General features: G+C 69.5%; 15 protein-coding genes. 11 read left to right on the forward strand and 4 right to left on the reverse strand.

Annotation, left to right across the window (positions count from 1 at the left end):
* Positions 1–9: 9 nt before the first annotated feature.
* Complete coding sequence (locus KBX37_RS17705) at positions 10–1,923, forward strand: fumarate reductase/succinate dehydrogenase flavoprotein subunit (RefSeq protein WP_210777056.1); 1,914 nt, start codon at positions 10–12, stop codon at positions 1,921–1,923.
* Complete coding sequence (locus KBX37_RS17710; protein WP_210777057.1) at positions 1,923–2,990, forward strand: succinate dehydrogenase/fumarate reductase iron-sulfur subunit; 1,068 nt, start codon at positions 1,923–1,925, stop codon at positions 2,988–2,990. Before KBX37_RS17705 ends, KBX37_RS17710 begins: the two co-directional genes overlap by 1 nt.
* Before the next feature lie 161 nt (positions 2,991–3,151).
* On the opposite strand, the gene KBX37_RS17715 is transcribed toward KBX37_RS17710, so the two are convergent.
* A complete protein-coding gene (locus KBX37_RS17715) occupies positions 3,152–3,541 on the reverse strand; it encodes a (deoxy)nucleoside triphosphate pyrophosphohydrolase (RefSeq protein ID WP_374103781.1) in 390 nt (129 codons plus the stop codon).
* Positions 3,542–3,777: 236 nt separating this feature from the next.
* Between KBX37_RS17715 and KBX37_RS17720 the strand changes: the two genes are divergently transcribed.
* Positions 3,778–4,086 (forward strand): 4a-hydroxytetrahydrobiopterin dehydratase, encoded by a 309-nt coding sequence (locus KBX37_RS17720; RefSeq protein WP_210777059.1) that lies wholly within the window; start codon positions 3,778–3,780, stop codon positions 4,084–4,086.
* 304 nt (positions 4,087–4,390) lie between these two features.
* Positions 4,391–4,729, forward strand: coding sequence for a hypothetical protein (locus tag KBX37_RS17725; RefSeq protein ID WP_247658321.1), 339 nt, complete (start codon positions 4,391–4,393; stop codon positions 4,727–4,729).
* A 63-nt stretch (positions 4,730–4,792) separates the two neighbouring features.
* Here the strand turns inward: KBX37_RS17725 and KBX37_RS17730 are convergent, their stop codons facing one another.
* Complete coding sequence (locus KBX37_RS17730) at positions 4,793–5,863, reverse strand: DUF4190 domain-containing protein (protein ID WP_210777060.1); 1,071 nt, start codon at positions 5,861–5,863, stop codon at positions 4,793–4,795.
* Between the two features lie 84 nt (positions 5,864–5,947).
* Here KBX37_RS17730 and KBX37_RS17735 point away from each other — a divergent pair, with 84 nt between their 5' ends.
* The 7 genes from KBX37_RS17735 to KBX37_RS17760 all read left to right on the forward strand — a co-directional run bounded on the left by KBX37_RS17735 (position 5,948) and on the right by KBX37_RS17760 (position 11,831).
* Positions 5,948–6,310 carry a PH domain-containing protein gene (locus tag KBX37_RS17735; RefSeq protein ID WP_088960401.1) on the forward strand — a complete coding sequence of 121 codons (363 nt, stop codon included), beginning with the start codon at positions 5,948–5,950 and terminating at the stop codon, positions 6,308–6,310.
* A gap of 149 nt (positions 6,311–6,459) precedes the next feature.
* Entirely contained in the window at positions 6,460–7,146 is a 687-nt protein-coding gene (locus KBX37_RS17740) for a hypothetical protein (RefSeq protein ID WP_210777061.1), read from the forward strand.
* Positions 7,147–7,239: 93 nt separating this feature from the next.
* On the forward strand, positions 7,240–7,890 hold the full coding sequence (locus KBX37_RS17745; protein WP_210777062.1) for a hypothetical protein: 651 nt from the start codon (positions 7,240–7,242) through the stop codon (positions 7,888–7,890).
* Between the two features lie 1,349 nt (positions 7,891–9,239).
* A complete protein-coding gene (locus KBX37_RS17750) occupies positions 9,240–9,758 on the forward strand; it encodes a trans-aconitate 2-methyltransferase (RefSeq protein ID WP_247658323.1) in 519 nt (172 codons plus the stop codon).
* Between the two features lie 61 nt (positions 9,759–9,819).
* Complete coding sequence (locus KBX37_RS34570; protein ID WP_247658325.1) at positions 9,820–10,011, forward strand: hypothetical protein; 192 nt, start codon at positions 9,820–9,822, stop codon at positions 10,009–10,011.
* Between the two features lie 773 nt (positions 10,012–10,784).
* Positions 10,785–11,105, forward strand: coding sequence for a hypothetical protein (locus tag KBX37_RS17755; RefSeq protein ID WP_154940200.1), 321 nt, complete (start codon positions 10,785–10,787; stop codon positions 11,103–11,105).
* A gap of 159 nt (positions 11,106–11,264) precedes the next feature.
* Positions 11,265–11,831, forward strand: coding sequence for a YciI family protein (locus KBX37_RS17760; RefSeq protein ID WP_247658327.1), 567 nt, complete (start codon positions 11,265–11,267; stop codon positions 11,829–11,831).
* 279 nt (positions 11,832–12,110) lie between these two features.
* Here KBX37_RS17760 and KBX37_RS17765 read toward each other — a convergent pair whose 3' ends face one another.
* Together KBX37_RS17765 and KBX37_RS17770 are read right to left on the reverse strand one after the other, a co-directional pair.
* Entirely contained in the window at positions 12,111–13,046 is a 936-nt protein-coding gene (locus tag KBX37_RS17765) for a hypothetical protein (protein ID WP_210777063.1), read from the reverse strand.
* Entirely contained in the window at positions 13,043–13,738 is a 696-nt protein-coding gene (locus tag KBX37_RS17770; RefSeq protein ID WP_247658328.1) for a SigE family RNA polymerase sigma factor, read from the reverse strand. Before KBX37_RS17770 ends, KBX37_RS17765 begins: the two co-directional genes overlap by 4 nt.
* Positions 13,739–13,929 lie beyond the last annotated feature (191 nt).

Below are 13,929 nucleotides of genomic sequence, written 5' to 3' on the forward strand. Positions count from 1 at the left end.
GCCCGGGACATGACTGAGACGCGAATCGAACGACACCACTACGACGTCGTCGTGATCGGGGCCGGCGGCGCCGGCCTGCGCGCGGCGATCGAGGCCCGGCTGGCGGGCAAGAAGACGGCGATCATCTCCAAGTCGCTCTTCGGCAAGGCGCACACCGTGATGGCCGAGGGCGGCGCGGCGGCCGCCATGGGGAACGTGAACAACCGGGACAACTGGCAGGTCCACTTCCGCGACACCATGCGCGGCGGCAAGTTCCTCAACAACTTCCGGATGGCCGAGCTGCACGCGAAGGAGTCGCCGCAGCGGATCTGGGAGCTGGAGACCTACGGGGCGCTCTTCGACCGCACCAAGGACGGGAAGATCTCCCAGCGCAACTTCGGCGGTCACGAGTACCCGCGGCTGGCGCACGTCGGCGACCGCACCGGCCTGGAGCTGATCCGCACCCTCCAGCAGAAGATCGTCTCCCTTCAGCAGGAGGACAAGCGCGACCACGGCGACTACGAGGCCCGGATCAAGGTCTTCTCCGAGACCACGATCACGGAGCTGCTGCTCGACGGTGACCGGATCGCCGGCGCGTTCGGCTACTACCGGGAGTCCGGCGAGTTCGTCCTCTTCGAGGCGCCGGCGGTGGTGCTGGCCACCGGCGGCGTCGGCCGGTCCTACAAGGTCACCTCGAACTCCTGGGAGTACACCGGGGACGGTCACGCGCTGGCGCTGCGCGCCGGGGCGACGCTGATCAACATGGAGTTCCTCCAGTTCCACCCCACCGGCATGGTCTGGCCGCCCTCGGTGAAGGGCATCCTGGTCACCGAGTCGGTGCGCGGCGACGGCGGCGTGCTGAAGAACTCCGAGGGCAAGCGGTTCATGTTCGACTACGTCCCCGACGTCTTCCGCAAGCAGTACGCGGAGACCGAGGAGGAGGCGGACCGCTGGTACACCGACCCGGACAACAACCGGCGCCCGCCGGAGCTGCTCCCCCGCGACGAGGTCGCCCGCGCGATCAACAGCGAGGTCAAGGCCGGCCGGGGTACGCCCGCGGGCGGCGTCTACCTGGACATCGCCTCCCGCCGCTCGGCGGAGGAGATCCGTCGCCGGCTGCCGTCGATGTACCACCAGTTCAAGGAGCTGGCCGACGTCGACATCACCGCCGAGCCGATGGAGGTCGGCCCGACGTGTCACTACGTGATGGGTGGCGTGGAGGTGGACCCGGACTCGGGCGCCGCGTACGGCATCGTGCGCGGGCTCTTCGCCGCGGGTGAGGTCTCCGGGGGCATGCACGGCTCGAACCGGCTCGGCGGCAACTCCCTGTCCGACCTGCTGGTCTTCGGCAAGCGGGCCGGCGGGCACGCGGCGTCGTACGCCGACCAGCTCGGCGCGCGGCCGAAGGTGTCGATCGGCGCGGTGGAGGCGGCGGTGGAGACGGCGCTGGCGCCCCTGCAGCGGGACACCGGTGAGAGCCCGTACACCCTCCAGCAGGACCTCCAGGCGGTGATGGGGGACCTGGTCGGGATCATCCGGCGGGAGGGTGAGCTGATCGACGCGCTGCGCCGGCTGGCGGAGCTGCGCGAGCGGGTGGCCAAGGTCAGCGCCAGCGGCGGCCGGCGCTACAACCCGGGCTGGCACCTGGCCCTGGACCTGCGCAACATGCTGGTGGTGTCGGAGTGCACCGCGAAGGCGGCGCTGGAGCGGCAGGAGTCCCGCGGCGGGCACACCCGGGAGGACTTCCCGGCGATGGAGCCGAAGTGGCGGCGGGTCAACCTGGTCTGCTCGCTGGACGGCGACACCGTACGCCTGGACCACAAGCCGCTGCCGACGATGCGGCCGGAGCTGATCGGCCTCTTCGACCGTGCCGAGCTGGCCAAGTACCTGACCGACGAGGAGCTCGCGGAGTTCGACGCCCTCGCTGAGGAGGCGGGCAAGTAATGGGCAACAAGCGACAGTTCCGGATCTGGCGGGGCGACGAGACCGGCGGCGACCTGCAGGACTACACGGTCGAGGTGAACGAGGGGGAGGTGGTCCTCGACGTCATCCACCGGCTCCAGGCCACCGACGCGCCCGACCTCGCCTGCCGGTGGAACTGCAAGGCGGGCAAGTGCGGCTCCTGCTCGATGGAGATCAACGGCAAGCCACGGCTGAGCTGCATGACCCGGATGTCGACCTTCGAGGAGGCCGAGACGGTCACGGTCACCCCGTTGCGCACCTTCCCGGTCATCCGGGACCTGGTCACCGACGTCTCGTTCAACTACGAGAAGGCCCGGGAGATGCCGGCCTTCGCGCCGCCGGCCGACGTGGCGCCCGGGGACTACCGGATGCAGCAGGTCGACGTGGAGCGCTCGCAGGAGTTCCGCAAGTGCATCGAGTGCTTCCTGTGCCAGACCGTCTGCCACGTGATCCGCGACCACGAGGAGAACAAGCAGGCCTTCGCCGGCCCCCGGTTCTTCATCCGGGCGGCGGAGCTGGACATGCACCCACTGGACGCGAAGACGGACCGCAAGGATTACGCGCAGGCCGAGCAGGGCCTCGGCTTCTGCAACATCACCAAGTGCTGCACCGAGGTCTGCCCCGAGCACATCAAGATCACCGACAACGGGATCATCCCCATGAAGGAGCGGGTCGTCGACCGCAGGTACGATCCCCTCGTGTGGCTTGGTAGCAAGATCTTCCGTCGGGGTGACACGCCCCAGAGCACCGCGGGCAGCGCGGGGAAGGAGTCCGCGGTGCACAGCGGCGCTCGTCAGGCTGGGGTCCACTCGCACGCGGGGGGTTCGCACGATCCGCTCGCCGAGGTGCAGGCCCAGCAGGGTGTGAACTGGCACCGCGAGGTCCCGCACCCGACCGCCCCGGCGGTCGACGCCACCGGCCGGCTGCCGCTTACGGAGCTGACCTTCGACCGGGCGGCGGCACCGTCGCCGTTCGGCGACGACGTCACCTTCCCGCTGCCGCCGGAGCACCTCAACTTCGCTCACCCGAGCCAGGACGAGAAGCACTGATCAGGACGAGCATCGACGGGGGCCGCGGCGACAGCCGCCGGCCCCCGTCCCCTTTTCGCCCCCCTGTCGCTTTCCCCCGGGGTCGTCCAGCTCGTTGATCACGAAGCTGTCGCCCGGGTCGGCGTGTCGGGGCGACAACTTCGCCGGGCGGACCCCGGGGGTCAGGGGGCGGTCAGCAGGAGGGGGCGGAGGGCGGCCACGATGGGAACGTCGGCGGGGAGCCAGGTGACGGTGTCCAGCTCGGCGGCGGAGAGCCAGCGCATGGCCTGGTGCTCCAGCGCCTTCGGCTGGTCGTCGTGCAGGAGCCGGGCCGCGTACACCTTGAGCACCGAGCGGCCGTGGGCCATCCGGACGTCGCGCCCCACGCGGTCGCCGATCTCGACGCGTACGGCCAACTCCTCGGCGCACTCACGGGCCAGCGCGGCGGTCTCGCTCTCGCCCGGCTCGACCTTGCCGCCGGGGAACTCGTACATCCCGGCCACCTCCGGCGGCGCGGACCGCGCGCAGGCCAGCACCCGCCCGTCGCGGATGATTGCCGCCCCGACGACCACCTTCGGCTCGCGCCGCTCGGCCTGTCCGCTTCCGCCTACCCGTTCGGTCCGCACGGGCGTCCAGCGTGCCAGATCAATCGTCGGTTTGGGTACCGTCCCCGACCGGTAGGTCAGCAGAACACGGAAGTGTGGGCGTGGACACACCGTCCCACTGACGACAGACTAGGGACATCGCGAGGACACGGGACGGCGACGATTTGGCCACAAGCCGGCAACGACGCCTGGGAGGTGCGGTGATGCGCGGGCTGTTCAACAGCCGGTCGAAGCACGACTACCTCAGCGACGCGCTGACGCTCCTCACCGGGTGGACCCGCGAGGGTGAGCAGATCCGGCGGACCCTCGTGATGGACGACACCCAGCACGCGGCGCTGACCGAACGGGTCAAGGTGGTCGCGGACGCGCTCCGGCTACGTCCCGAGATCAGTCGCCGGGACGAGAAGACCCAGATCCGGGTCGGGCACGGTGACGGTGAGCCGCTGACCGAGGGCGAGGTCCTGCTGGCGGCCCGCATCGAGGACGCGTACCGGGCAGTCACCGCCTCCTGAGCGGCACCCGTCGAGGCCGCAGCCTGGTGGCACGTCTCCATCGTCGGCCCCCGTCCCCCACCGCCGGGGTGATCGGCGGCGTCGCTCCCAGCCTAGGGCTCGCCGGTGCCGCCCGGCCTCGCCGGAACGTGCGGGACCGGGCCGGCCGAGTGGCCGGTCGGCGACGGTCCGTCGTCCCCTCCTGAGACTTTCCTGAAAATCTGTCGTTTCCGTGAAGTCGCCCAGGGTACAAGCTTCGGCACGGGCAGGCTGAAAAGGCCCGTAGAGGACTAACCCACACGAAGTTATCCCCTTTGGAGCTGACATGACCACGCCCACCGGCACCAACGTCACCACCCACGGCGTCGACCACCACGGTGACCACCTCGGCCACCACGACGTGCGGGTCGCCCGTCGGCACGGCGACGAGACCAAGCCCTCGTGGAAGACCACCGAGCTCGCCGTCTACCTGCTCTCTGTGATCGGCGTGCTGATCGCCTCGAACGCCGTCGGCGACGGCGCCGCCAACAACGGCGGGGACTACTTCGCCGCCGACAAGGCCTGGTGGTACATCACCCTGCTGACCATCGGTTACCTGGTCAGCCGGGGCCTGGCGAAGTCGGGCAGCCGCAGCCGCGACGACGACCCGCGCACCAACCACTGACGACCGCACCTCCGCGGCCCCGCCGCGCCGCGTCCCCGACGCGACCGGCGGGGCTCGCGCGTGTCAGCGCGCCGGTTCGCCCTGCACGGTGGACAGACCCAGGGCCCGGCGTACGGCCAGCTCCGTCTGCGGCTCGCGGCGCTGCTCGGCCTGCGCCACCAGCCGGAGCGTCTGGTCACGGTCGGCGGCCTTCTCGGCGTCCCGCCAGTACGCCGCGGCCTCCTGCGCCTCGGCGATCAGCTTCTCCATCGGCTCCTTGACCTGCGCCGGCCACGCCTGGGCGCTGAGCGCGAGCCAGAACCGGCCGTTGGCCGTCGCCGTCCGGGCCACCATGGCGCGCAGCTCGGCCGGCGCGGCGGTCGGGCCCTGGGCGGCGAGGACGGCCCGGGCCTCGTCGAGCTCGCGGGTCGCCATCAGGTAGGCCAACTGCTCGGGGCGGACCACCGTGGCGTCCTGGCGCAGCTGCCGGGTCAACGGCGTCGACCCGGCGGCCAGATAGCAGGTGATCTGCGGATAGGTCGGCCACTCGACCCGCGACGGGACGTACCAGCGCAGCCGCACGTCCGGCGGGAGCGAGAGCGGGTCGAGGACGTAGCTGCGCTGCTGCTGCCGGCAGGCCGCCTCGGCCTGCGCCGACAGCGCGGCCGTACCCGGGTACGCCTCGCCGGCGTGCCGAACGTAGGCGGGCAGGCGGTCGACCAGCTCCGCGTCGTGCGGCGCGGTGCAGGGCACCGTGGTGACCTCCTCCGGCGCGGTGCGCGTACCCGTGGGGGTGTCGTCGACGCGGAAGCAGTCACCCGCCCGCAGCCCCCGGACGCCGACCGCCGGGTCGGGCCGGGACACCACCCCGGTGAGGACCAGCACCAGCGCCAGCGCCCAGACGCCGCAGAGCACCAGGCCGGCGACCGCCAGACCCCGGCCCCGCTCCCCGGTCCGCCTGATCCGGTGCAGCGCGACCACCCCGGCCACCGCCCCCAGCACCCCGCCGAGCAGGCCGAGGACGAAGGCGGCGACCGCCAGGCGGTTCATCCGCCCACGCGGCCGGGGCCCCGCCCACGGCTCCCACTCACCCGCGGCCGGCTCGGCGAGGCCGGGCGACGTCGGTTGCCTCGCCCTGGTGTCGTCCGTGGTCATGTCCGGTCCCTTCCCCCGCATCCCCCGTGCGGCGTGCACACTAGTCGATTCGGCCGGTGGCGTCCGCTTCCTACCGTGGGATCCATGGCCAATGCGACGTACGACCGCAAGGAGCAGTTCCAGCAGATCCAGAGTGGACTGCTCGACGGAGAGCAGATCATCGCCGTCTACGACGCCGTCGGCACCGGCACCGGGTTCATCGGGCTCACCGACCGGCGCGTGATCATTCAGGACCGGTCGTTCATCGGCAAGCGGTACGCCATCACCAGCATCCCGTACTCGAAGATCACCAGCGTGAGCGTGGTGAGCAACAAGTCGTGGGGTGGCTCGTTCTTCTCCACCGGAGCGATCGCCGTCCACGTCGGCACACACACCTACGAGGTGGAGTTCCGGGGCGCGCAGAAGAGCCACCACGTGCACAACGTGATCCTGCACTACATCAGCTGATCCAAAAACTTCGCGCCGGCATTTGCAGGGGAAAATATCGACAAGTCCGATGCTTATGTGGATCTTCTCACAGGCACATAGACGTTCGTCGTCATCCACATTCGACTAGCCTCCTACCAGATCGGAACTGGAAATCACGGGGAGGCGCTTTGCGCAGTAGAGAAAAGAAGAAGTCGTCGGCCACAGTGCGGGAAGTCGTGGCGGCGGCCACCGTCGTCGGCGTCCTGGCAACCGGCGCCACCGCCGCCCACGCGGCGCCGGAAGGCACCGACCAGCCGGCCACAGCGTCCGTCACCTTCCTCTCACCCGAGCAGTACGAGCAGCAGTGGGGCGTGCCGTCCACGGTGCCGCCGAAGGTGTCCGAGCTGGCGGACGAGGCCAGGGTCACGGTCGCCACGAGCGACAGGCAGGCGTCCGGCGCCGCCCCTGCGATCGAGATGGATCCGGGCGGCGGCAAGCCGGCCGAGTGGTGGATCATCTTGAAGGAGTACCGGGACCGGTCCAACCGGACCGTGCCGGTCCGGCTGGGCAACGGCGCGCTCGGATACAATCACTACGCCGTTCGGCACAATCTCCGGAGTTTCGCTCCCCTGGAGGCCGCCTTCAAGACGACCAAGCCGGACAAGATAAACGGCAACCGGATCGAGTACATCGCCTACGTGGTGAACACGGGCAACGGCGCGATCCACAAAATCGTCCGGGTCATCACGCAAAACGCACGCCACAGCAGCGATTACGCCTACGAGACTCCCGACGGCAAACCGGTCGGCGTGATCACCGCGTACTGCCAGGGCGAGAACAAGTGCCCCGACTGGGTCAACAAGGTTCCGTCCTAGCTCGGAACCGAATCGAGGAGTTGCCAGAGAATGGCGAACAGCCTGAGGGACGCCGTCCACCAGTTCATACTGCGGAGCACGCTGCCGCTTCTGGTGACGGCGTCCCCAGGTGGTCCCACGGTCAGGGGCATCGTCCGCGCGGACGACGGGCACACGAGAATCGCGCTGTGGGCCGGCGACGCCGGACCTGGGGTCGCCGCCGAGTTCGCGCTGGAGAGTTTGGCCGACAACGGCGAGGTACTGCGCGCGGAGGCGGCAGTCGACCATGTCCGCACTGTCCTCACGGCCGACTTCGAGCGGCACCGCAGCAACCCGTCGCTCACCCGGGACAGTCACCACAACGCGATCGTCCCGGTATCGCCGGCGGAGATCGCCGCGCTGGCCGGGCGGGTCGGTCCCGAGCACGGCCTTGCCCGGCTGTTCGCCATGCTCGCCTACGGCGGTGATCCACCGTGGTTCGCCGAGGTCTTCACGTTCACCGGATTCATGCTCCAGGCCGGCCAGCGGTGCCGGTCGTACCTCAGGGCCGCCGAGGACGGCACGACCTACGGCATCGACTTTCCACTCAGGCACGCCAACGGCCACGCCATCCGGGGGACCGCCGCGAGCCTGCCCCAGGAACTCGAATCCCTCATCCGGGTCGGTGACCTGCCGATCCAACCGCGGATCGACGTACCCGACGACTACTGCGACGTGCTCGTTGACATGACCCAGTGGGTCGACCCGCCGTCGCCCGCCGGCTGAAGTTCCGCGAGGGCGACCTGCTGAGCCTGCCGGCGGCGGACGGTGAGTTCGGCGCGGCGGTCGCGCTGTACTCGGCCATCCATTGCGACGCGCGGAGCTGCGGCCGGCCTTCGTCGAGATGCGGCGGGTGCTGCGGCCCGGCGGCGCGCTGCTGGTGGCGTTCCACCGCGGAGCCGAGGTGCGACGGGACCTACTTCGCCGGTCGCCGACCCACGGCCGCCAGCCGGCACCTGGCGGCTCGCCGACGAGGACGAGCGATGGGTACGGCTCGACCTCGGCGTCCGCGAGGCCGGCCCCGCCCGGGACCACGGGTCGCCCGACCGGTACGCGTTCGGCGACGCCCTACTGGTCGACCACGGGACGCGGGTTCGCGCTGCTGACGTTCGACGGCTCGCCGGACGAGGGGTGGACGAACGCTTCGACCGCTGCGCATCCTGACCGGCTGGGATCGACTCGGTCTGCGGGGCGGCGACCCCCGACGGCCTGTCCGACCGCCCCACTACGGTCGGGTCGACCTTCGGGAGATCGCGAGTCCGGGTAACGGTCGAGAGGTTGAGACGTGGGCGCTTCGGGCTGGTCGTACAGCGTCGCCTACCAGCCGGACGTCGCCGCTGCGCTCCGGCAGCTACGTCAGGACGTGTACGACCGGGGCGCGTACCACCGCGAGGAGCCGGGCCCGACGTACGCCCTGACCGAGGACGAGTTCCGCGCGACACTCGATCCCGCGCACGACGACAGCGGAATCAACGATTTCCTGCTGGACGATTGGCGAGCCGCGCAGCGGCGACCCGACCGGTCGACCCGGGCTCGCTGTTCGCCGCGCAACCGCACTCGGGTACGCACTCCGTCATCGACATGGTCAACGGCGGACCGGGGAGGACAGTTCCTCGCCACCGGCCGGGTGGCCATTCAGCCCCCGGCCGGTCGCGCTGTCACTGGAAACGCCTGCCGGGCCTTCTGGCGCCGGTCGGCTTGCTGATCACGGAATCCTTGGCTCGGCGGCGCACCACGATCGCGCTCGCCTTCCTCCGCAACCCCTTCAGGATCCTGTCCTTCATCGCCGGCATCCCCTCTCGCGTACGTCAGATCAGTCGTGCGCGTTTCCGCACCGGATCCTTCGCGTACCGCAGTCCGCGTACCCGATGGGACAGCAGCCATTCATCAGCGTCGGGCTGGCCTGCCCCACGTCGGCGGGCAGACCGACCATCCCGCCCAGCCCGCCAGACCAGGGGACGGGGCCGGAATCGGACGTTGAGGCGGAACTCGGGCGGCCCTCCCGTCACCTGTGCCGACCTGGGCGGCTGGGGCGCGCGGAAAGTCCGGGCATCGACGGCGCAGATCGTGTCAGGATGCTCGCCATGTCTCGTCGCGCACTGAGCTTCGGAGTGGTGGCGGAAGCATACGAACGGTTCCGGCTGGGTTATCCCGTGGAACTCTTCGACATGGTGATGACGTACGCGGGTCAACCGGTCCGGACTGCCCTGGAGATTGGCGCCGGGACCGGCAAAGCAACCCGTCTGTTCGCTGAACGAGGGCTCACGGTCACCGCGACCGAGCCTGACGGGGCCATGCTCGCCGAGCTGCGAAAGCACGTGGCAGCAAACGTCAGGACCGTGCAAGCCGCGGTCGAGGACTTGCGACCGGGCGAGCGCTACGGGCTGGTGTATGCGGCAGCGGCGCTGCATTGGACGAATCCGGAGGGCCGGTGGTCGCGCATGGCCGCGCTGCTGGAGCCGGGTGGCGTGTTCGCCTCGTTCGGTGGACCACTCCAGCTGGCCGATCCGGCTGTGGAAGAAGCTGTTCGCGCGGCCCGGGCACCGTTCTTGGAGAGCGAGGATGTCTCCAGATGGGACGCCTCCGGGACATGACATGCAGTGGCCGGGTACGGAGCTCCGCCGGTCTGAGTGGTTCGCCGATGTTCGGCAGTCCGTGATCGTGCGGCGGGCGACGATGAGTGCGCGCGACTACGTCGGCCATCTCTCGACCATTTCGGCTTATCTCGAAATGCCGACCCTGGAGCGGGAGCAGGTATTCGGTCAGATCATGCAGGTCCTGCCCGAGACGGTCGAGATTGCCGCCGACATCACCGTTCACCTCGCGCGTCGGTGCTGCGAGCAGTAGTGCTTCGACATGCTGAAGAAGGCCGGCACCGCGCGTTTCCGCAGGCCAACAGGTGTGCGTGTGACAGCGCGCACGGCGGGAAGGTCAGTCGGATGACTGACCCAGGGGAGCTGGCGCGAAGCGCGCTCCAGCGAATCCACAAGGCTGCCGTGAGACATCGGGACCTTGAGCTGCACCAGGCGGCCGATGACATCGCCCGAGCGGCCCAGGCGAGGGGCCTCGATCCGGGCTCCGTCGAGTCGTACCGCCCCTGCCCGGTGTGCGGTGCTGAGCCGGGACAGTTGTGCATGACCGTCCCTGGCCGCCCGGTGACGCCGGGCGACATGCACCCTGAGCGCACGAAATAGGGGCCACTTTCCGTTCCGTCGGCTCTCGAAACGGACGTAGCCAACCGCCTGGCTTGCGGGAACACGCCGCCGATAGTGTTCGCCGTCGTCCGGTACTGAAGCAGGCAACCCCGCGACCACCGCCAGCTCGCTGATGCGGCCGGCCTCCGGGCTTCCCAATCTCCGCGCATGCCGCCGGGCATCTTGCGTGGCCGGCACGGAGCGACAGCGGAGTGCAGGCCACGCCCCGGCGGCGGCGCGTGTGGTCCGCTTGTCGGGCCGCCTTAAAAGACGTGCAGAAGCTTGAACGCGGATTCAAGGGGATATTCTGTCCGGTCTCGGGACCTGGGTGACAGATCGGTATCAGGACCTGCGTGACAGACCGCCGAGTCTTCGTGGAGATCACCGGGGTGAAGCACAATCCGGGGTTGATGCCATGCTGACTCGGTGCCCAGTCAACCGTTCCAACCGTTCCCCACCCGTGTCTGGCAGGCCACAGACCGCACCGGCGGCCCGCTTGACGAGCTGCTCGACACGCTTCGCCAGCAACACCCCGGCTTGTGGGTGGAACGACTCGACAAGACCCAACCCGGCGACGACAACAACGTCTACTTCCTCGGTCTCGGGCAGACCCGCGACATCGTGCAGGTCGACACCGGCCCAGACGGACAAGCACCGTTCACCGTCGAAGCCGATGACCGGGTCGACACCACCGAACCCGGCGAAGCCCTCGCCGCTATTCGAGCCCGGCTCAACCCAGCACAGTAAGAGCCCACACCGCAACCAGGGCAAGATCGTCTAGCCGGACGTGTCACGCAGGTCCCGAGACTGATCTGTCACGGAGGTCCTGAGACCCGACATTCAAGGGGACATTCAAGGGGACGGTGTTGTCGTACCGGTTGATGCATTACAGGTTGGCTTCACATGATGCGTGACACTGAGGCCATGTTCTTCTGCTACCACCGCGACCGGCCCGGTTCCGTCCCGCTGCGCAAGGACCTGCTGGAGGAGCACTGGTCCTACATGGACCGCTACGCGTCACAGATGATCGCCCGCGGCCCGACCTTCGCCAGCGACGGCGACACCCCCACCGGCAGTCTTCACATCGTCGACCTGCCGGATCTCGCCGCCGCCCGCGCGTTCGCCCTCGACGAGCCCAATTACCAGGCCGGCGTGTACCGGGACGTGTTGCTGCGCCGGTGGCGCAACATGCTGGGGCGCACGATGTGGGATTTTCCCGGTGGCCGGACCGGTGGCAACCGGTACCTGGTGCTCGGCCTCGGCTCGGGGGAGGCCGCTGATCTCGCCGTGCCGCCCGACCGGGACGAGCTGATCGTGTACGGGCCGCTGCTCTCCGACAACGGCACTACCTGGCTGGGTACGGCGGTGCTGCTCAGGTCGCCCGACCAGGACACCGCACGCGCCGTCCTCAACCCGGACCGGTACGCCGACATCGAGGTCCACGACTGGCAGTTCGGCGGGCGGCCCTCATGAGCCGAGAACGTTCAGCACACCACGAAGTCGGCCGGGAAGATCCGCACCTGGGCGGGCAGGCGGCCTGAACCAGATGTGGGCCGCCAATCCGGAGGCAACAAGATCGTCCAGCCGGATGCGTTACGGATCATCCGACCTTGATCCGTAACGCATCCAGTGGAGCCCGGGGCCGGCGTGCCACCGCCAGTCGCCGGACGCTGAGGACCGCATCTCCGGGCGCTCGGTCGCTCGCTGCGGGTACGGCCGTCGTCATCGCCGAGGCGATTCGTCCCGAGTTAGTTACTTGGACGGCCACGTATGGAAGTGGGCCGGCGGCTCGACCTTCACCGGCGTGCCGTAGTCGGACAGTTCGGTGACCACGTGCAGGTGGTAGGTGTGGACCTCGCCTCTGGTGACGGAGACCGTACGGTCGTAGGCCACCCTCGCGATCCGCTTGTCCGCGCCGAGCGTCACCTCGCCCACGAGACGGTCGACGGCGCCCCGCGAGGGAACGTCCTTCACCTGAACGTCGAAGTGGTAAGCGCCATCGGGGGTCTCGGTGACCTTGGCCCCGACCCGCTGCAGGGCACGGAACAGCTCCTGCGGATCCGCCGAAGCGGTCAGGCCACCGCCCAACGCGAGGTCGTAGTCCAGGTTGTTCTGCTGGCCCGGGTATCGACTCCAAACGATCTTGCCGTTGTCAGGCGCGGAGCCATCCCGGGTACCGATGTACCGGACGCCGTTGACCAGCCGCTCATGTTCGAAACCCGCGGCGACCACGGGACGCAGACCGGTGTACGGCGAGTCCAGGTAGCCGGTGGCCGTCGCCGGATCGAAGGCTCCCTTCGTGACCCAACTCGCGCTCACCGGCTCGGGCAGTTCATTCCTCGGCGGGAGCTTGTCCTTCACGGTGGTCGTGACCTTCACCCGCCAACTGATGTTCTCGCTGGCCGCGGCAGCTGCGGCCAGCCGCAGCTGCGGCGTGTCGACCGTCGTCGCCGTGGGCCGCTCGGCAACCGGCCCGGGCGAGACTGCCGTGCCGCCGGTGCCCACCGTCATGGCCGCGGCAAGCGCCCCGGCCACACCGACGACGCCGGCGGCGTACGCGGTGCGGTGCCAGGCGGTGCGCCGCCGGTGCCGTCGGGTGGCCTCCCCCAGTACGTCACGGGTGAACGCCAAGCCGGCGACCTCGTCCCGCATCCCGACGGTCAGCTGATCTTCCAGGTCAATGGTCATCTACCCACTCCGTTCATGCCTGCGTCTTCGAGCGCCCAGGCGGCCGTGAGCTCGCGTAGCCGGGCCAGCCCTCGGGAGGCGGTCGACTTGACGGTGCCGACCGAGCAGCCGAGCAGCTCGGCGGCTTCGGATTCGCTGAACTGCTCCCAGTAGCGGAGCACCAGCACGGCCCGTTGCCGCGGCGGCAGCATGGCCAGCGCCTGGATGAGTGCCTGCCGGAGGTGCAGCGCCTCGGTACCGTCCGCCTGGCCCGGCGGCTCGATCTCGGCCAACACCTCCGGCCGGCGCCTGCGGAGCCGCCACCGGTCAACCGCAAGGTGGTACAACGTGCGACGCAGGTACCCCTCCTTGTCGCCCTGTACCCGGCTCCAGTTCCGCATCAGCCGCTCCAGCGCCACCTGCAACAGGTCCTCCCCAGCGACCCGGCTGCCGGTCAGCAGTACCGCCGTCGCGAGGAGCGCACCGCCGCGTTCGGCGACGAGGACGTCCAACCCGTCGAAGCGTTTCTTCCGCCGCACCCGATCTCCTTCCGTCCCCAGCAAGGACGACGGGTACAGCCCGAAGGTTGACTGGCCGGCGAAACTCGCCTGGATCGAATGGCAGTTCGCGCCGCAGTCCAAGGTGCGCACCGAGCCGAAGACTCGCCGGTCACGCCGGACCGTCCCGCTACCCCAGGTGGTGGCGACTGCCATCCGCGAGCATTCGACGCAGTTCACGCCGGCTGCCGATCGGCGCCCCCAGAGCGGTCCAACCGCCTGACCTGCCGGAACGGGCCGCAATCAGACGTTGAAGTGGAACAGTAGGCCGGTAGCTTCGGGACCTTGTGCCCCGGCTGTACCCCAGCGCTCGCGTGGGACAGGGCTTAATCGCTGTTGCCTCCTCC

Source organism: Micromonospora sp. U56 (genome assembly GCF_018070095.1).
In the GTDB taxonomy this organism is placed as follows: Bacteria; Actinomycetota; Actinomycetes; order Mycobacteriales; family Micromonosporaceae; genus Micromonospora; species Micromonospora purpureochromogenes.